Source organism: Desulfosporomusa polytropa (assembly GCF_055380075.1).
This window is the reverse complement of sequence record NZ_AP042400.1, coordinates 216,174-236,512: the sequence shown is the minus strand read 5'-3', so window position 1 is coordinate 236,512 and position 20,339 is coordinate 216,174. Positions and strand designations below refer to the sequence as shown.

The 20,339-nt window shown below is 40.3% G+C and carries 14 protein-coding genes and 1 riboswitch; of the genes, 1 reads left to right on the top strand and 13 read right to left on the bottom strand.

What is annotated here, in order from left to right; all coding sequences use genetic code 11:
* Nucleotides 1-6 precede the first annotated feature (6 nt).
* From ACZ449_RS02670 to ACZ449_RS02655, 4 genes are read right to left on the bottom strand one after another with little or no spacing between them, the layout of a single operon-like run.
* Nucleotides 7-1,812 carry a glycosyltransferase family 2 protein gene (locus ACZ449_RS02670; protein ID WP_464259530.1) on the bottom strand — a complete coding sequence of 602 codons (1,806 nt, stop codon included), beginning with the start codon at nucleotides 1,810-1,812 and terminating at the stop codon, nucleotides 7-9.
* A 35-nt stretch (nucleotides 1,813-1,847) separates the two neighbouring features.
* The gene (locus ACZ449_RS02665; protein ID WP_464259529.1) at nucleotides 1,848-4,499 is read right to left on the bottom strand and encodes a polysaccharide deacetylase family protein; all 2,652 of its coding nucleotides are present in this window, start codon (nucleotides 4,497-4,499) and stop codon (nucleotides 1,848-1,850) included.
* Nucleotides 4,500-4,517: 18 nt separating this feature from the next.
* The gene (locus ACZ449_RS02660; RefSeq protein ID WP_464259528.1) at nucleotides 4,518-5,846 is read right to left on the bottom strand and encodes a nucleotide sugar dehydrogenase; all 1,329 of its coding nucleotides are present in this window, start codon (nucleotides 5,844-5,846) and stop codon (nucleotides 4,518-4,520) included.
* A gap of 23 nt (nucleotides 5,847-5,869) precedes the next feature.
* Entirely contained in the window at nucleotides 5,870-9,262 is a 3,393-nt protein-coding gene (locus ACZ449_RS02655) for a hypothetical protein (protein WP_464259527.1), read from the bottom strand.
* Between the two features lie 186 nt (nucleotides 9,263-9,448).
* A riboswitch (cyclic di-GMP riboswitch) is annotated at nucleotides 9,449-9,534 on the bottom strand.
* Between the two features lie 197 nt (nucleotides 9,535-9,731).
* On the opposite strand from ACZ449_RS02655, the gene ACZ449_RS02650 reads away from it, so the two are divergent.
* Complete coding sequence (locus ACZ449_RS02650; RefSeq protein ID WP_464258205.1) at nucleotides 9,732-11,480, top strand: IS1634 family transposase; 1,749 nt, start codon at nucleotides 9,732-9,734, stop codon at nucleotides 11,478-11,480.
* A gap of 173 nt (nucleotides 11,481-11,653) precedes the next feature.
* Here the strand turns inward: ACZ449_RS02650 and ACZ449_RS02645 are convergent, their stop codons facing one another.
* The 9 genes from ACZ449_RS02645 to ACZ449_RS02605 all read right to left on the bottom strand — a co-directional run bounded on the left by ACZ449_RS02645 (nucleotide 11,654) and on the right by ACZ449_RS02605 (nucleotide 20,337).
* The gene (locus tag ACZ449_RS02645; RefSeq protein ID WP_464259526.1) at nucleotides 11,654-12,175 is read right to left on the bottom strand and encodes a metal-dependent hydrolase; all 522 of its coding nucleotides are present in this window, start codon (nucleotides 12,173-12,175) and stop codon (nucleotides 11,654-11,656) included.
* Nucleotides 12,176-12,253: 78 nt separating this feature from the next.
* Nucleotides 12,254-13,498, bottom strand: a complete 1,245-nt coding sequence (locus ACZ449_RS02640) for a nucleotide sugar dehydrogenase (RefSeq protein WP_464259525.1) — start codon at nucleotides 13,496-13,498, stop codon at nucleotides 12,254-12,256.
* Nucleotides 13,499-13,571: 73 nt separating this feature from the next.
* Nucleotides 13,572-14,489 (bottom strand): D-glucuronyl C5-epimerase family protein, encoded by a 918-nt coding sequence (locus ACZ449_RS02635; RefSeq protein ID WP_464259524.1) that lies wholly within the window; start codon nucleotides 14,487-14,489, stop codon nucleotides 13,572-13,574.
* A gap of 40 nt (nucleotides 14,490-14,529) precedes the next feature.
* A complete protein-coding gene (locus tag ACZ449_RS02630) occupies nucleotides 14,530-15,609 on the bottom strand; it encodes a glycosyltransferase (protein WP_464259523.1) in 1,080 nt (359 codons plus the stop codon).
* A gap of 17 nt (nucleotides 15,610-15,626) precedes the next feature.
* Nucleotides 15,627-16,544: an NAD-dependent epimerase/dehydratase family protein gene (locus ACZ449_RS02625; RefSeq protein WP_464259522.1), complete on the bottom strand. Its 918-nt coding sequence runs from the start codon at nucleotides 16,542-16,544 to the stop codon at nucleotides 15,627-15,629.
* Nucleotides 16,537-17,244: a sugar phosphate nucleotidyltransferase gene (locus ACZ449_RS02620; RefSeq protein ID WP_464259521.1), complete on the bottom strand. Its 708-nt coding sequence runs from the start codon at nucleotides 17,242-17,244 to the stop codon at nucleotides 16,537-16,539. Before ACZ449_RS02620 ends, ACZ449_RS02625 begins: the two co-directional genes overlap by 8 nt.
* A gap of 16 nt (nucleotides 17,245-17,260) precedes the next feature.
* Entirely contained in the window at nucleotides 17,261-18,262 is a 1,002-nt protein-coding gene (locus tag ACZ449_RS02615; protein ID WP_464259520.1) for an NAD-dependent 4,6-dehydratase LegB, read from the bottom strand.
* Nucleotides 18,263-18,281: 19 nt separating this feature from the next.
* Nucleotides 18,282-19,439, bottom strand: a complete 1,158-nt coding sequence (locus ACZ449_RS02610) for a glycosyltransferase family 4 protein (RefSeq protein WP_464259519.1) — start codon at nucleotides 19,437-19,439, stop codon at nucleotides 18,282-18,284.
* A 13-nt stretch (nucleotides 19,440-19,452) separates the two neighbouring features.
* Nucleotides 19,453-20,337: a glucosamine inositolphosphorylceramide transferase family protein gene (locus ACZ449_RS02605; protein ID WP_464259518.1), complete on the bottom strand. Its 885-nt coding sequence runs from the start codon at nucleotides 20,335-20,337 to the stop codon at nucleotides 19,453-19,455.
* Between the last annotated feature and the right edge of the window lie 2 nt (nucleotides 20,338-20,339).

The following is a 20,339-nucleotide window of genomic DNA, read 5'->3' as shown; positions in this document are numbered from 1 at the left end:
CTTATATTATCTATTCTTTTTTGCCATTTCCAAAATATCGGCCGGAGTCAACCTTGTTCCCCAGGTAGTTTTCCAAAACGTAACCCAGGCAATGGGCATTTGCCATAAAAGCACGGCTTCATAGTAGAAACAGAACCATAATCCGTACAGCCATGTTGAGCTTCTCCGTAGAAACAGTTGAGCCATACTCATCAACAAAGCCATTAGAAAAATACCGAGGATAAAAGTAAGCGGAAATACCCTGTGCATAAGTGGAATGTAAATCAAATTATAAATAACGATAGCAGGCGCCAGCAGCGGTACTAGCATCCCCATATAAAATGATAATGACATAAAAGGTTCCTTTTTCCACATAAACCGGGCTGCTATCATTGATTCTCTCAGCCATGACCGTTTCCAGCGCATTTGTTGTTTCAAAAAAACGGAATATCTATTTGGCACAATGGTAGTACAGATTGCCGTATCTTGATAGGTAGTGCGATTGTTTCTTAAAATGAAATTTGTCATACTCCGGTCATCGCCAAACGTGGCTCTCTCTCCAAAAAATTCTTGGTTCAGCCAGGCATCCATATATTTAAGGACTAGGTCCTTCCGATAACAAGAAAGCGGGCCTGATAAGCAGGTGACGGCATCAAAATAGCCTTCTGCTGCTTTCATAATCCGAAATGCAATATAATAGCGGACAGCCTGCATTTTTGTAAGTGCATTGGTATAGGTATTAGCAACATCTGTTCTGCCTGACACACCTCCCATTTTTGTATCTTTGAAAGGTTGTACAATATTTCGAATAGCAAATGGATCTAAAAAACTGTCGGAATCAACAAATACCACTAATTCATGTTGTGCCCTTATTGCTCCTTTAGCCATGGCTTTCCGTTTACCTGCATTTTTCTCCTGCTGGAAATAATGCAGTCTTGTTTCGACGTCATAGCGTTTTTCTTTACTCTTTAATTCTTCCGCTATTTCTACAATTTTTTCAAAAGACTGGTCGTTGGAACAATCATCGACTACGATCACTTCCAGCTTATCGACAGGATAATCCTGATTGATGCAGCTTACAATCGTTCTTTGTATCCATTCTTCTTCGTTAAAACAAGGAATAACAATACTGACACCTGGTATAAACTTGTTGTCAATGGGAACAGGCCGATAAAAAATAGCGAAAAAATAGCGGCTCAACAAAAATGTTGCGGCAATAAGGCTATACATATACAGAATTTTATTAAACTTAAAATATAATATGCTTTCTACTCGCATTAGCATGATACAGGAACAAATAATGAATAGGAACAGGGAGGCACATGATAGCATATACCAATTTTTTCTCCTATTGGCATACTGCGCTAACGATTCTAAAAATAGTACACCACAGCGTATTTTCCCCGCTGGCGTTTTTTCAAGCCGGATATATTTAGCCGCAATATCAACTTTCATCTCATAACCTTCCGGCATAGTACCGGGCGCGATAGTGAACTTCAAGCGAATATTCTTGGCTTGGCTCAAATCTTCAGCTACTTCAGGGGGCACTTCCAGTAACATCCCGGTTGTCGATATATCCACACATTTTCCGGTATGTTTTACCGTTTTTCCCGCCAAAACGAATGTAACGGCAACAATATACTCAACTAAATAGCGTTTGCCCATATTTTCAGATAGTATTCGAATTCCAAGGTCATTTTCACCCACATTATTTTCTAAGGCCTGGCGTCTATCCACATTAGTACGCAAGCCCTCTTTATCCGGAACTTTAGAAAGCAGCCTACGGTCAGGTTTAACGGCAAACAAAATATCTTCTTTAAATAGTTTATCCATAGCCTACCTCCCTGCCATTCATGTGATTTTGCTTTTTACTTGTGAACGTTATCAACGCTATGCAATAATCTCAAGGTTTTTTTGGGATTGATTTGCGAATAGCCATCAAATAAATAATCCGATAACCTGCCCACTTTAAACTTCGATGGATCAGAATCCGCCTTAGCTTCATTGGCTGTCAACAAAATATCCAAAGCCGTTGGTGTATAGATAGCACCATCGGTCATGTGCATGACCAAGATAGACCCTTTCTTCACTTCACCGTATTGGGTAAAAATACCTTCTTTGATTGTTTCTACCAGCTGCGTAACATCCTTGGCTTTATAGTCATCGGAACTTGTCGAACCAGAAATAATATAGTCATAACCAGCGTCAAGCAACGCTTCCATCCCGGTTTTACTGATTGCCAGCGTGGGAGAACGAAAGAATCTGGTCAAAGCCGGTTTCCCATTACTAGTTACATCGCCTGTAACATCTCGCAATTTTTGATAAGCTGTTGTTAAGTCTTTGAGATACTCTTCTTTTTCTTGCGTTTTGACATATTTATGTGTTTTGGGATCCATAACTGCCATCGGTTTATGCTTGTCCGAGTGACTGCCAATTTCATGGCCTTCCACAGCAATTGCCCGGAGCAGGTTCGGGTTATACAAGACATTGTTGGTAATTATAAAGAATGTTCCCGGTACATTATGCTTGCGCAGAACATACAGCAATTTATTAATCGCTGCATCTGACCCCCAGTCATCAAAGGTTAAAAATATAACATTGTCTTCAGTATGTACGAAGCCAGTTTTATCAAGTCGTCGTACATCCATTTTTGAGAATCCAACCATCCTGTCCTCAAGGTTAACGGTGCTTTTCCCAATATAATGTTGAGAAACTGTTGCTAAGAAGTTGTGACTGTCAATAGCTATTTCCGGTCCATCACGCCTTAAATGGGGCGGAACCTTTTGCAGATCTACCGGGTATTGGTAAATGTTCTTCGTGTTATTGAGAATTTCACCAACCGGCTTAATCGTATACTGCGAATTATTGGCCCGGTTGTTACCGGGATTATCATAGAAGGTTGCATAGGCAATATTATCTATTTTGTTTTGTTTGATTGATTCCAGCAATCCGCCAACGATTTGGTCATCTGTATAGAAATCCATTTTAAAATACAGGATTTCTCCACGAGACAAAGAAAACATGCTTTTGCGAAATAGTTCGGACATAATCGCATCTACCGAGATATAATCTTTATGTTTACTCTGCACAATATTGATTGATTGACCAATCAGCTTATATTCTAAACTGCCTACCGCTTCCTTTGTAGTATCTGATACCGCACCTGATACCTGCTTTACCAAATTGGTAGACACACCAAACTGCTCTTTCAGCAGGCGCGACGAAGACATAATACTCTTGCGGGTTTCTTCTAAGCTCTCTCCAGCCTTCGGTCTTATGGCAATACCGACTTCATGCTTATTGGCAATGATTTTACGTACTATTTGCGGATACTTTTTCAGTTCTGATTCCGACACAAAGAAGGTTGCTTTAATGCCAAGCTTATTCAATCTTTCGAGGATATCATTTACTACTGATTCTTTCGTTAATCCACCAAAGGTGTAAGCAAGAGCCTGCTCTGTAGTGAAAATCGTCTTGATCTCAGTTGCCGGCTGCCCAATACCTTCAGCTGCATAAGCTACCCGGCAGCTAAATAAAGCCATGATTTGCTCTTGTAGGAAAGTAACAGTTTTTGTTAAGACAGCAAGTTTGTTACCATAATCCGACTGCAATGCTGTTTTACTAGTATTTTTTGCGAAGTCTTCCACATATACTGTGCTATATTGGGCCTTCTGCAGTGCTATTAGCAGTTTTTCCACAGCTAAAGCAATCTCTGGTTCTCCCAGACCTTCTTGTGGCATTTCTTTTAATCCTGGTTGTTTATCTATAGCTGGCTTCAGATCGGTTTTTCCTGGTTCATTTGTAATCAGTTCCATATCTGCTAATAATTTAACAGAAACAATACGGCCTGGCCGAAGAGCTGCAACAAAGGCGTCAGCATCAATAGCTGCGGTGTTGCTTTTTCTCGCATTAAAAAAAGCATCACTTTGTACAACATTTTTAAATCCGCACGCCTTCGCGACTTGCAGCACTTGATCTGTATATTTTGTGTCATTACATTTTAGCAAATTAGGCTCTTGCGTAGCATTCTCTTTAACAATTTTTTCGGCACGACAAAAATCCTTAGCCAGTCTTTCGATAGATAGATTCTCCATTTTAGGCATACCCAATAGTGTAAAGTTTTCAACTTTCTGCCCTGCGTCTTTAATATCTGTCAAGGTTAGTGGATCTTCGACAGTGTGCAGTCCATCAACAAAAAATGTTGCCTTACTGTTATACTTTTTCAACAAAACCAATATTTGCTGTACAGTAGCACGATCTGTTAATCCGTCAAAGGTCAAGGCAATCTGACGAGAACTGCTCTGAGAGCCGGTAATGATTATTGCCTTCTCTTGACTTTTTTGCAGTTGCGCTAAGGCTTGCGCCACTTCCTCGTCCGCATTATAGAGATCGTCAAGGGTTATATTAGTGTGATACTCCCTTACTGGTTGATTTTTCAAAAAGTCTTTATAGAAAAATGCAGCAGTTAGCGAAACTCCTATGATAAGAATTAATGCTACTATCATCGTACGGCTTTTCATAGATACCACCTCCTATAACTAAAGGCTCCAGTAAGAAAAAATCTCTTCTTCGAGTTTTTTTCGTTCTAGGACATTCTTGATATCAATAATTACATGTTTAGACTGATTGTTTTTCTGTTTGAACATTCTTTTAATATCTGTGACCGCTATATCTTTAAACTGTTGATGCCCTACCAAAAACAGTAAACAATCAGCATCGCGAACATCCTTTATTTCCACAAGCTCCCAATCTAATTCGCTTTTGAATTCTGTTTTTTCAACGACCGGATCTACTACTTTTACTTTGATTCCATATTCAGCAAGTTGTTTGCAAATTTCTATTGCTTTTGAGTTACGCATATCAGGACAATTCTCTTTGAAGCTGATTCCCATAATATACACATTAGATTTATTAATATTTTTACCTGCTTGCAGCATTTTTTTGATTACATTATTAGTAATAAACGCTGCCATGCTGTCATTGACTTTTCTCCCAGCGGCAATAATTTCCGAATGATATCCTAGCACTTCGGCTTGATAAATAAAATAATATGGATCAATCCCAATACAATGTCCGCCTACTAAGCCTGGATAAAATCCCAGAGCGTTCCATTTGGTATTCATTGCATCAATAACTTCTTTGGTGTTAATTCCCATTCGATCAAATATTAGTGCTAATTCATTCATAAAAGCAATGTTAATATCTCTTTGGGCATTTTCCGACAACTTAGCGGCTTCCGCTACTTTAATGCTAGGCGCTTTATATACGCCGGCATGAATAATCAGACCATACACTGCCGCAATGTCTTCCACTGTATCTTCATCTATACCAGAAACAATTTTGGGCATGTTATCCAGTCTATGTACTTTATCACCGGGATTAATTCGTTCGGGAGAATAGCCGACTTTGAAATCCCTGCCGCATCGCAAGCCGGATTCTGTTTCCAAAATAGGTATACAAATATCTTCCGTTACACCCGGATATACTGTAGATTCAAAAACAACAATACTTCCTTTTGATAAATTTTTTCCTACTATTTGACTAGCGTCAACAACAGGTGACAAATTTGGTGTTTTATCACCATTGATCGGCGTTGGCACAGCAACGATAATCATTTTAGCTTCTTGTAACCTTATGGGATCGGTAGTAAATTCTAGTGTCGAATTTTGGACTTTCGCATCACCAATTTCCTGAGTAGGATCAATTCCCTGTTTATAAATAGCAATTTTTCCTTGATTAATATCAAATCCCAGCGTTTTGAACTTCTCAGCAAATGCAACTGCAATCGGCAACCCTACATAGCCAAGACCTACAACAGCTAAATAATCTTTTTTTGTCTGTAGTCCGTTAAATACTTCTAATGACATGCCAGGTTCACCTACTTATAAAATTAAAAATAATGAGTCAGTTGGGTCCATACAGTTTTACCTTTTTGCCCGGTAATTTTGTCGGTTAGGTCATAGTATTCTACGCCTGCAACTAAGTTTTCTGCCAAAGTATAGCTTACTCCTAAACCATAGCCTTTCACGCCTTGCATGGAATTGCCTTTGCCATTCATTCCATGCGATATATATGTACCTATTGCTTGATTGTAATATTTCGCAAACATACTATAGGTGCCTGGCCTGTATGTGCGTTGGTCGCCGTAGTTAAGACTAAATACATAGCCATCGCTGTTCCCTTTGCTATCTTTTAGACTAGAACCCAAGTACATAGCCCCAATACTAAAATTGCTAAAGTTGTAGTTGCCGGCAATATTCCAGATTGTATTGCGATTATTAGAGCCGTCGTCCAGCCGGTAATGATACACCCCGGCTTCCAGATTATAATCAAAATCCTTATAGCGTGCCTTTGCGATATAAGTTGATTTTGTATCTTCGGTTTCCCCATAGCTAAGTGTATATTTTATCGGATCGCCAAAATCAACGCTAATGCCAGTTAAGCCGCTATCATAGATATTTCCTTCTGCCATAAGGTAGCCAAAATTGCCTGCCTTCACCGTAGATGCGCCTACTTTTCCTTTCACGTACAGGTGGGAAAGCTCAAACTTATTATCATAGTTTTTTATATCCTTTTTGCCTTCCAGCATACCATACAGCTGCCAATTATTATTGATTCTAGTGTCAGCACCAAGATAAAGCCGGAGTCCTGATGCATCTTTATCCCATTTCGTAGAATCACCGCTATTCGCCGCGTAATGATAGCGAATTTCACCGTCAACATTTATCTTATTGTTTTTATGTTTGCTGCTATTACCAACCTGCATCAAATCATCAATCAGCCTATTATATGTAGCTGGGTCAACATAGCCTGGAGCATTTGCGGCTGGACTAGCAGCAACGTTGTTGTTCGAACTAGACAATGTTTGGGGCTCAATCTTATCACTTTTTTTCACAGTTGTTGATTTTCCATCGGCAGTGATTTTATCTATACGATTTACCACTTTTGTTGTAAGTTGTGCAAATTGCGCTTTAGCTTTTTTCATATCTAAGTTTTGATCATTGATTATGGCTGATGTAAGCTGCGCCATCTCGTAAGTAAAATCATTTCTTTGTTCGCTAGGTATCAGCGGCATTGTTTTGGCTGTAATGGTAGAAATAGCATAGGTAAATTCAATTTTAAAAGTCTCCGCATTGGTAACAGGTGCAGATAAGAATTTCGTGGCAATTTGTGCCATTTCATAAGCAAATTCATCCTTGGATAGTTCTGTATTGCCTTTTGCTGCTGTAGCAGCATAGTTAACCGGCGCATCTGGGCCTTTTAATTCATTTATAGTATATGATGATGCCGGATTTTCCGGAGACGTCGCTGCCCTTAAAACTCTCGGTTGTGTTTCTTGGCTCGCTTTCCCCTCTTCACTCCCTGGCGCAAGAGCTGCAACGGCCTTACTCTTTCCATACTTACTCGTAATTGTATCTAGCGCCTGGCGAGACTTCGAATGATCACCCAACGCGATGGCGGTACGCGCCATACCCGATAATCCATCCAGTTCACCTTCCGGTTGGGAAGCTAACAATTGGTATTGCTTATAGGCTGCACGGTTGTGATTTTTCTTAACTAAAACTTCGGCATATTGCCGACGATAAGCCGGATTTGGATACTTGCTTAGCACTAATTCAAACAGTGATTTCCCGTCAATATACTTATCTGTATTAATAAGAGTTACAGCATCCGCTATCGCAGCATCTGCATTAGTTGGTGCTTTGTCGAGTAATTGACCGTAATAGCTAAGTCCTTCGGCTGTACGCCCATTTAACATTAACTGGAAAGCCAACATCCGTCGACTAGCATCATCACTCGGCTGCTTCCCGGCAAGATAGCTATATACTTTCAAAGCTTTTCCCTGTTTTCCGAGGCGAAGATAGCTTTCGGCCAGCGACCTAAGTCCAGGAATTGGTGCCTCTGTATAAGTAGGCCATAACCGTTCTCCTTCTCGCACTGCCAGTTCAGGCTGAGAGCTTTTGCCAAGCGCTACTATATAGTCGCTGGCAAGCGAACCTTCAACAGGCATTGTTTTCGTATAATTAACTAAAATTGAAGCAGCCTTTTGGTCTTGGCCGCTATTCATATAAGCAATGGCCAAATTATGCTCCAACTTAGTCAACTGATCAGCCTTGTCCGGACTTTCTGGTATCAGTCTACGCGCCCGTTCCAAATCCCGAGCCGCTTGTCTGTAATCTTTTATCTGCAGACTCAACATACCACGGCTGAAATACACCTCATAATCGTTAGGATTCATGGTTAATAGGTGCTCATAATAGGACTGAGCAGCGATAGTATTACCACAGAGTACATTCATTTCCCCTGCCCGCAAGAGTGCGTCTCTCTCACCACGAGTAATTGCTGGTTGCAGTACCGCCAAGGCCTTATCATACTCTTTCAACTGAAAATATGCAGTACTAACGCTTCGAGTTACAGCAGAAGGCATCAATGTACCAGAATGTTGTTCAAATAAATTGACAGCCTGTTCATTCTGACCTGCCTGTTGCAGGATAGTAATATAATCAGAAAGAGCCGATTTGTCTTGCGTATCTGCCTTAACAAGACGAGCCATAATATCTAGTGACTGTTGATATTGGGCATTTTGAGCCATCTGCACAGCTTGAGTATGCAATAACTTCCGCTCATTTTCAGTAGAAACAGCCGACTGTTCAACAGTAGCTGATGGCACCTGCCCTACTACAGGGACATCGTCCGCCAACCGATATGTACGCAGGCTTCTCTGATACCATTGAGAATAATGTTGCTTGTCCGAACTATTCTCTATGACCATCTGAAATAATGCTTTTCCACCGCCTATATTGCCCATTGACAAGAGTGCCACTGCGTCTTCTGCCGCACCTGCAAGCATTCCCTGATTTTCTAGCAATACCTGACGATACATAGGTAATCCCTTGTCCAGTTGACCGGCATACAGTAATGTATAAGCCAAGCCCGCTCGATACCTGTGATTTTGCGGACTGTGAGCAATGAGTAACTCAAAACTGGTTTTAGCTAATCGTACCCGACCTGTCCGAATATAGCATTCAGCCACACAATATAAAACTCTATCAGGCATAGCTTCTAACCGTGGCCATGCTGCGTTAGCTGTCTCTATAACCTCCTCATAACGACAATCATCAAACAAAGAGACAACAGCCTCTTCCTCTGCCACAGAAGTATGTACACGAACAGAGTATTCACGACCTGCATCAGGTACTACGGCTGCCGCCGCTTCACCCGTATTATGCTGTGTGGCCATAAATGCCGAAACAACAGCCAGCCAAAACCGTCGATCTTTCAATATGTTACACCTCATTTTTCATGTAAAAGATGTATTAATCACATAATCGCTTGCATTTGTTAAAATATTATACCATGCTAGCCAGGAGCCAAAATTAAAGATTACTTAAAGAATTCATCCAGGGAAAGTTAACCTTTCCATCTAGAAAATAAAAACACCTGGTAACACTCACAAAAAAATACTTGCAAGAGCAACCAGGCAGTCATAAGCATCACGCCGTTAGACCCACGGCTTTGCGTCACCGCTTTTCAACGGGTATGCCAATTTCTTTAATTGTCAATTATATTTTACCGATAAACCTATACCTTGTCAATTTGTATTTACTTAGTACCCGGGAGTTTGACACTTGTATAAACAAAAAATGCCCTTGAAGCCTTGAAATAGGCTTATTTTTTTGTCAAATTTTTCTTTTGATTATCGAGTAATATCTAATAATGTGTTATAATATAGGTGACAGGAGGTATTCGTTATGCATTTGAGTATTGTTCAGTCCAAAAATTCTAAATCTCTATATGTCATTCGTTCTACTTATAAAAACGGTCGCAATTCTTCTGAACGAGTGGAAAAGCTCGGCACCTATACTGAATTATTAGAAAAACTAAACGGCCAAGATCCTATCGCGTGGGCCAAAACCTATATTGATGAGCTCAACAAAAAGGAAAAAGCCGGCAAACGCGAAGTAAGTATCTCATTTTCTCCAGCAAAACACATCGGGAAAAATCAGCAAGTCCTTTTTAACGGCGGATATCTTTTTTTGCAAGTTATCTACTATGCTTTAGGTCTTGATTCGATCTCGAAAGCCATTTCGAAAAAACATAAATTTGCCTTTGATCTTAATTCCATTCTTTCTAATTTGCTATATGCCCGAATTCTTTTTCCCGCCTCCAAACTTGCCACCATGCAAATTGCACAAAAATTCCTTGAACCTCCTTCCTTTGAAATTCAACATATTTATAGGGCTCTTGGCATTATTTCCGAAGAAAGCGATTTCATTCAATCCCAACTATATAAAAATAGCCGCCGCACCCTCGATAGAAATACTCACATCCTCTACTATGATTGCACAAATTATTTCTTTGAAATCGAACAGGAGTCCGGTCTTAGACAATATGGTATGTCTAAAGAACACCGACCGAACCCGATTGTTCAAATGGGCCTCTTTATGGATGGTGACGGCATCCCGCTGGCATTCAATATTTCCAAAGGCAACACCAATGAACAAGTGACTCTGACTCCGTTAGAGCAAAAACTTCTGAAAGACTTTGAACTATCTAAGCTTGTTGTTTGCACCGATGCCGGTCTTGCTTCCAACGCAAACAGAAGATTTAACGATAAAAAAAATCGAGCCTTCATTACCACTCAGTCGATAAAAAAGTTAAAGAAACCTTTACTGCAGTGGGCTCTTGCAAAATCAGGATGGTTTATTCCAGGCACTGACGGTACTTTTGATCTCACAAAACTCGATACAGACGATACCCTTTATAAGGCCTATAAAAATACCACTTTTTTCAAAGAACGCTGGATAAAAGAAAATGACTTAGAACAACGCCTGATTGTTACTTTTTCTTTGAAATACAGGGATTATCAAAGAAAAATACGCAGCTCCCAGTTAGAACGTGCCATGAAGCTTGTTCAAAAAAATCCGCAGAAAATCGGTAAATGCCATTCAAATGACTTCAAACGCTTTATCGCGAAAAAAAGTATCACTCCCGATGGTGAAATCGCTGCAAAAAACTTGTATAGCATCGACGCAGAACTCATCCTAAAAGAAGAAATGTTTGATGGATATTATGGTATCTGTACTAATCTGGAAGATGATGCACAATCCATCATACATACAAATCATCAACGTTGGGAAATTGAAGAAAGCTTTCGCATTATGAAAACAGAATTTCAGGCACGCCCCGTTTATTTGAGCCGCGATGACCGCATTCACGCTCATTTTACAACATGCTTTTTAGCACTGACTCTGTATCGCCTTTTAGAGAAGATCCTCGACGAACGCTTCTCTTGCCACAGAATTATAGATGGCCTGCGCAATTTCAATTTTTATAAAGTCGCTTCCGAAGGCTATATGCCTACCTATGTCAGCGATGACTTTACAGATCTACTTCATGAAAAATTTCAATTCCATACAGACCGACAAATTATTCCAACTCAAGAAATGAAAAAAATTTTTAAAGCCACTAAAAACGAAAAAACATTACTCAAAAAGTAAGAAAATACGAAGTGCCTAGAACCCTTTATTTTCAAGGGTTCTAGGCACTTTTTTCTCTTGCAAGTGTCAAACTCGGGATATTTTACCGATAAACCTATACCTTGTCAATTTGTATTTACTTAGTACCCTCCTGGCGTGTTCATAGAAAATAAGCTACTTTCTTTACAGGAGATCTAGAGCTTGCCTTTTCGAAGAAATTCAAGAATTTTACCGCCCAGAGCAACTTTCATGAAAAAGTATAACAGGATCAGCACGCTGATGTTATCAAGTAGATCTCTTTGTTTTATCTTATACCAGCCCAATTGAATTGTTCCCAACCAAGCTTCATCTATGGGTTTGGAAAACTGCCAACCTTCAAGCGGCCAATAGAAAATGCTTGGGTGAATCCACATCACATCAAACACATCATGCAACAATGTCCCGATAAAAACTGGAACTAGCCATTCATTTTTGTTCCAAAGCCATTGCATAGCCGTGAGAATTCCAATAAACCCTAAAAAAATCAAAGAATGACCAATAGCACGACTCTCATACGTAAAACTGCTTTCAAGCAACTTAAACACAGATTTGTCGATCAGATCCGGCAATAACGAAGAGACAATTACTATTCGATAATCAATCTGCCGAAGGTGCAAACCCGTTTCCAGCACTTTCACTGCGGCAGTCGTAAATCCGACATGGGATAGTGGTAACATTCTTCCTCCCGTTTTCACTTTCAAATACTACGATTTCATATTTTTGCTGAAAATTAGCTTACTCCAGTATTCACCGGTTCAGCTATTTTGATTGTTTTTTCCGAGCACCTTAATACTAAATCCAGCATCTTTCCACTTACTATGATTTAAGCAATTTCGAGTGTCCAATAATTGCTTGTTCCGCATGAGAAGCCCCAATTCATCAGCTGAAAGATATTTAAACTCTTTATGATCTGCTAACAACAAAATCAAATCAGATGCTACGAAAGCATCTTCCAGATTTGACAATTCAAATTCATAATCTTTTACATATGGATCATATATACCTACATCTATATTTGCTTGTTTAAGTTCGCGGATGACTTTAGTAGCAGGGCTTTCTCTTATGTCGTCCACATTCCCTTTGTAAGTAACCCCCAATACTGTTATTTTGGGTTTTACTACTTGATCCAGCATTTTTTTTACTAATCCGACAACAAAATTCGGCATCCCATCATTTATTTCCCGGCTTAACCGTATTAATTTCGCATTGTTGGATTTTTCAACGATAAACCATGGATCTACTGCCAGACAATGGCCACCGACTCCTGGACCCGGTTGGTGTATATTCACTCGCGGATGCATGTTTGCCAATTTAATTATTTCCAACGCATCCAAATCTAAATCATAGGCTATTCGGCAAACCTCGTTTGCCAGTGCAATATTGACATCGCGAAACGTATTCTCCATTAATTTAGCCATTTCTGCTGATGTAGCATCCGTAATTAATAAGTTCCCTTGTACTACTTTTTCATATATTTCCCTTGCTTGATAGGATGACTTGTCATTTATTCCGCCAATAATACGATCATTACTAACGAATTCGTGCAGGATGTTTCCAGGCAGCACCCTTTCCGGGCAATGCGCCAGATAAATTTCTTCACCGATTTCAAATCCGCTTTTTTGCAAAATAGGAACTAGAATATCTTCCGTGGTACGCGGTGAAACTGTTGATTCCAAAATTACCAAATTTCCTTTTTGCAAGAATGGCAGTATTGACTCAGTAGCATGCATGACATACGTTAAGTCTGCCGAATTATCATCTTTTAACGGGGTAGGAACAGCAATAATAAAAACATCAGCTTGCTCGGGCACTTGCCTCACGATCATGTTTCCGGATTGGATTGCCGCACATACAACAGTTTTTAACCCAGGCTCGTTAATATGAATCTGTCCTTTACTCAGTACATCAACAATCTTGGAATCAACGTCTACGCCAACAACATGAAATCCATTAGTAGCAAAAACGCTTGCGGTCGGAAGTCCAATGTATCCTAAGCCCAAAACGCAAATCCTAGTCGTAGAAACTCCCCCTTACAATTAGTGTAACATCCAATATGCACATCTCGAAAAATTTCTAGCGTACAATTATAATTTTTTCAGTCTGTTTTTCGGTTATCTTTTGATACGCTTTTATGATGAACGCCTTGCAGCAGTTTAGCTTATTTCCCTGATATTTCTCCCACTTTTTTTCATATCGCAAAAAAATTTCACAGTCAAATAATTCATACATGACTTGTAATTGAGCTATGTGTAATCGATGATAAAATGGACTCGCTATCGTATTTTCCATATCATATTTTGACCAATAATTACAATCAAATGTCTCCATATCTTCTTCAAGAGTTTGAATTGCATTGTCCAGTATATTCTTATAAGCCTGCTCATTACTCGCTTTGTAATAATCGTAAAGTCCCCAGATTGAAAATATCCAACCATTTAGAACAACCGGTTTTTCAATATATTCTTTAAACCATAGTTTATTATCCATATATTGTGTACAGCCTCCATCAGCGATCGGGGTACACATAAAGTCCACAGCTTGCTTTGCTGCTTTCAAGTATTTTTCATCACCGGTTTCTTTGTAAGCCCGAACAAGTAACGAGGCTCCCTCTCCCTGAGCCATCGACGAATATGGCATTCTGGTTCCTACAATGGAAAAGGTATCCCACGCGCCATTTTCTTCCTGATTCTTCAATGCCCATTCAACGGTTCTCATAAAAGCTTCTTTGTATTTCGAGCAACCTGTTAGAATAAACAAATCATATGCCCCAAGCCCATAGTGAAATATCGCTATTGAGAAATACACTTTCTTCCCATCGCTTGTAACATTATATACAAGACCAGTTTCATCCAATAATGCCGCTGGGTTCAATACTTTTTCCGTCAAATTATTATAATAGCCATTCACTTCATTTTTTGAGTATACTTTGCCAACATCTTGGTTAACATGTAAAATGCTTTTTCCATTCAACATTCTAATCCATTTATTCATTATGCTGAACGCTCTCATCAATTCCTCCTGTGCCGACAGCTCAGCCTGTAACCTCGAGATAAATCTTTTCAGCGTCAAGCATGCAAGAATCCCAATCGGCTTTCTGCAAAACCAATTTTCTGTTATGCACTCGTGCGTTTTGCCTATTGATACTGCCGTCTGCAACTTTTAAAATAGCCTCCGCCAGTAAGTGAGCCGAACCCTGCGGAACCAGAATTCCATTAAATCCAGATTCTATCCATTCCTTATGCCCCGGAATATCTGTGACAATCGGAAAAGCGCCACAAGCCATTGCTTCAAGTAATGATACGGGCGTCCCTCCGGAACTCGCCATAGAAACATAGACCTGGCTTTCCTGTAAAAGAGTTAACAATTCTTGGAGCGGAACCCGTCCAGGGAGATAAATGCAATCATCTAATCCAAGGGAAGCTACCTGAGCTCTCAGTCTCTCCGTTTCTGATCCCTTGCCTACCAAAACAACCTTGATATCAAGCCCCTGAGATTTCACTTCGGCAACAGCTTCAATAACGTCACCGGTGTTATATACAGGTTCATGGGAATTAAGAGAAAGTATTTTTAGCAAATGCCCGTCTCTATTTGTCGCAGGAATAAAAACCTTCGTATCCACCCCAATCGGCAAAATTGCGACTTTATTTGAATCAGCACCGAGATTGACCATTACTTCTTTTAATTGTGGGGATACCGCAATCAGGAACTTTGATTTTTTCAATACAATTTTGACAACTTGCTTTGCAATATAAGATTTTGCGGGAGCTATTAAAACATCTGAACCCCAGGCAGTCCCGATCAACGGTCTTTCCCCAAAAAGCAATGGCAAGGACAACAAGCCATATCCCGATAGAAAATGAATATGGATTAGGCTCGGCTTTATCTGCCTAACAATTCTTACTACTCTGGGCATGGCCAGTACATAATCCGCCTTGCCCAGTCCATACCCTACATAATGCATGGTGGAGCCCTCCACGTCCTGACGAGAACAGGTAACGCAATGGGTCTCGTACCCTTGTTTCACAAAATATCTAACCCATTTTCGAAAATGCATATTGGCAGAATCGCCAAAAAAACAAATGACTGTCCTGTATGGAAAAGAACTGTCCATTTTTCACCTCATTTCGGTTATAAAGCAGCTGACGCCATCATGCGGACGATTCCCTCTTCGACCGTAATCCGTGGCTGCCATCCCCCTATACGCGCAATTTTATCATAACTGCCATATATATTCATAACATCAACCGGTTTATATTTTACGGGGTCGGCTACAATTTCAATTTTTATCCCCGTAGCATGAATCATTTGGTCTAGCATCCACTGCATAGAAACCGAATGTCCGGCGCAAACATTATATATTTCACCACTGATTCCTTTTTCCGCCAGACATACTAGTGCCGAACATACATCCTCAATAAACAAATAATCCCTTTGAGCGGTTAGGTTTCCCGTTACTAAAACAGGAGCTGCTGCTTCAGAAACAATTTTATCTATCTGATATAGAAAAGAACCGATTGATAAATGTCTGGAAATCCCGCGTCCAAATACGTTAAACACTCTTGCCGTCACTATGTTTAACCCTTGATTGCTATAATAGCGAGCTACCTCGGTTTGACAGACTTTAGATAATCCGTAAAATGATACCGGCGCTGTCGATTGTTCTTCAGTTAACGGAAGATCCTTCACCATCACATTCCCATACTCTGCTGCTGAGCCCAATAAAACAATTCGAGTTTGTAATTTACTCTCCTTAACCGCTTCTGCAATGTTAATCGTCGTTTTAATGTTGCCCTCATAGTATTGTTCGAAGTCGTTTGCGTATAGTACTCCGGCAAGATGAAACACACAATCCGGCCTTATCCGTTGAATTAGTTCGTCAACACTTTCTTTCTCTGTTAATTCAACATCTATTTGTCCTTCCATTGCGAGTTTTTTTCGGCTGGTACCTACAACTAAGGCCTGGGGATACAATTGTTTGATCCACCAAGTGAGATGACTCCCAATAAAGCCTTGGCTCCCTGTAATCAAAACACGTCTATTATTCATGGATGAATCTGTCCTTATAAAGTTCAAACTCCTGCTGTGCTTTTTCATAATCATCTACTCTGCCGATATCCAGCCAATAATCGCCACTTCGATAACAATAAACCTTTTCACCCGCCGCTTGCAGTCGTAAGAATAAATCCGGCATTCCTACTGATTCGCCGCTATCAATAAAATCAATACAAGCTTTTGATAAAACATAAACCCCCATGCTTACCTCAAAGTGATAGCTCGGTTTTTCGGTATAAGATTCCATATAACCTGATTCATTAATGCCGAGCACGCCAAAATCGATTTTGGCGTCACGCTGCGTTGTTGCAACAGTTGCTTTGGCTCCTTTATCCAAGTGAATTTGCACCAACTGCCTGTAGTCAATCGTTGTTAATACATCGCCATTCATCACCAGGAAGTTCTCTTCACAGTTAGGTAATAATTTCAAGGCGCCTGCCGTATTTAACGGAATAATTTCCCGCACATATTCAATATTCACGTTCCATCGTTCACCATTGCCAAAATAGGTTTCGATGAGTTCCGCAAGGTGGCCTGTAGAAATAGTAATCCTGTCAAAATTCAAACTGGCCAATTGACGAATAATAATTTCCAAAATCGGATACTCACCAATCGGCATAAGCGGCTTGGGAAAATTCATTGTATACGGTTTTAGCCTTGTACCCTTGCCACCTGCCAAAATAACAGCCTGCATAAACTACCCTCCCCAATTATATATTGTACAGGTTGAATTTGTAACTTTGTCTATTATCTGGCTGGCTGAACCATTGTATAGTTTCCTCAAGCCCCCTGTGAAATCCATTCACTCCCGCATACTGTGGTTTCCAGCCTAGCATTGTCTGTGCTTTTGAATTATCGGCCCATAACCGTTCCACTTCGCTTTTTTCGGGCCGCTTGCGTATTTCATCCTGTTCTATCGCAACTTCAGAACGCAAAATATCGGCAATCATTTTGACTGTGTTCCCAATCGAAACTTCAAAACCACTACCGATATTAATAACCTCACCAATAGCAGCGTCAGAATTCATGACCGAAATAAATCCTGCCACTGTATCTTTAACATAATTAAAATCTCGGGTTGGATGTAACGAACCAAGCTTAATTTTGCATGCTCCACCTAGAATTTGCGTAATAATCGTTGGTATGACTGCGCGGGCGGATTGCCTGGGCCCATAGGTGTTAAATGGGCGAATTACCGCAATAGGCGTGCCAAAAGATCGAAAAAAAGACAAGGCCAGCTGATCAGCACCGATCTTACTCGCCGAATAAGGTGATTGTCCTTGTAATGGATGTTCCTCTGTAATAGGAACAAACCGTGCCGTTCCGTATACCTCGCTGGTCGAAGTATGAACGACCTTGGACACCCCTAAATCCTTTGCCGCTTGGATCACATTGAGCGTTCCTTTTATGTTGGTATCCACATAAGTGTCCGGCGAATGGTAAGAATAGGGTATAGCAATCAGCGCCGCCAGATGCAGTACCACATCGCAGCCTTTCATCGCTTCACGCACACCATTTGGATCACGGATGTCACCGGAAAAAACATCTAGATTATTCAACAGTTCCTTTTCGGAATGATCCAACCACCCCCAGGAATTAAAAGAATTGTACATTACAAAGGCGCGCACATTATACCCTTGCCGAATCAGTTCTTCGGTTAAATGCGAACCAATAAAGCCGTCAGCCCCTGTAACTAATATTTTTCTATTCATGTCTAATCTCCTCGTAAATTTAGGGCTCATAATCATCCAATATTAATTTAATAATATTATCCTCGGCAAAATGATCGAGCACATACTGTCTTTCAGCGTTTGCATCGATTCCATTGACTTGCCAAAGCCGATGAAACGCCATGATTCCAGCCGCAATATCTTCTGGTAAAATACCGGCAAACAGTCGCGCCCGCTTCCCGCTCAGAACTTCCGGTAAAGCACATGATGGCGAGGCCAGAACAGGTGTTCCGCAGGCCATGGATTCAAGAACCGGCAACCCAAAACCTTCACCATCAATTGACGGCATGATAAAAATATCTGCGGCTTGATATCTTTTGATAACTTCATCCTCAGGCACATATCCGAGAAATGTAACCGAATCTGAAATATTCAAAGACCTTGCCAACTCTTCCAACTCGTTACGCAAGGGGCCGTCCCCGCCGATAATGAGTTTAGCGCCTGGAATACTATCTTTGAATAACTTAAACGCCTGGATCAAATTCCCAATGCCCATTCGAGCCTGCAATCCACGAAGTGTATAAATGACAAAGTCATTGGAGCCAAAACCCAATTCCAAACGTTCTTTAACTTTATCGACAGGCAATATGAACTTGTCCATATCAATCCAGTCAGGCACGATCCTAAGCTTTGAAGCCAGCGCTTCTTTATCAGCAATGCGAACAAGTGTATATTCTGAAATACAATGGATTTTTGAGCTTCGGGCATATACTGAGTTTTCAATATGAGTCATCATTTTTTCTTTTAAACTCGGTTCCTGGGGCAACCGGCCCAACATTTTATGATGATAAATCATCGGATCATGAACAGTAAATATTTTATTGACTTTCTTGGATAGGTACTTACTTAAAAAATAGTAAGTCATATAATCGTGCCCATGGAGAATATCCGGTTCCTGTTTACCAAAATGCCGCTTCCAGCCACGCCAACAATTATCCATCATGGTCACAAAATTGAGTACTGAACTACTCCGTCGCTGAAAAGCGAATGTGTAAACAGGCACACCTTCCAATTCGTAGGATTCATATTTGAGGCTCGGACAATATAGCACGGTTTCATACCCATACTTGCGCAAACTTTTTGCGTGTGTAAGCGCAACCACCTGTAATCCACGCTTTTGTCTGGGGTCGGCTGAGGATAGAATTGTGACTCTTTTCATTGATCCGTATCTCCTATGAAGAAAGTAACGACGATATCCATCGGACTGGTTTAAAAATATCGACGACATCGATAAGACCATCAATTACTTCCCAATGATTATTATAATTGTAGGTGTGCAACCTTTGATTATTTTGATACCACTCCGGTCCAATCTCAAATAATTGTTGCTCTACATATTCCGTTTCTGTCAGGCGGGTAATCTCATTAACCATAACCGATGCTCCGTATTGTAAAGAACAATTTTGGGACGGTCTGACTATTTTTCCATCGTGAAAAAAGATATTGCCAGCCGGACGAGCAGTTCGAGGATCTTGATTGACCGGATTGCGCCTATGAGGTTGCCACTCACCAAACAATGAATCAGCATAAAAAACGCAAAGTTCTCCCTTTCCTGCTGGTTCACTCGGATTCATTATATTAGTAAACAACCACAATTTTCCATTATATGGATATATTGTTGAATCACTTGCCTTAAATCCGTTCATCATCACTCTTTTTAGGGCCCATTGATAGGGAAATTTCACTGCCTCATAAAGCTCTATCGTATTATTTGCGCTTGTATCCGGGATCATAAATATTCCTTGCTCTGTTTTTAACAAAAAAGGATATGCCAGATGGTATCCTTTTTCTAATATAGTCTGGGGCTCTGAACAGTTCCCTTGTTCATCAAGCTCTATGCAACTAATAACACCCTTTCGAGTTCTTAGTCGATAGTCTTCAAAAAAAATATAATTTTTGCCTTCATTTTCAATAATAAAAGGGTCGGCAAAAAATCTTCCTGCCGGTGGACGAATAATTTGAAAACCATTCATATCAAAGGGCACAAAAAAAGGCTGTTTCTGTCTGAAAGCAATAAACCATTGTTTGAAAATAAATAATTTTTCTAGTGATGTCATCA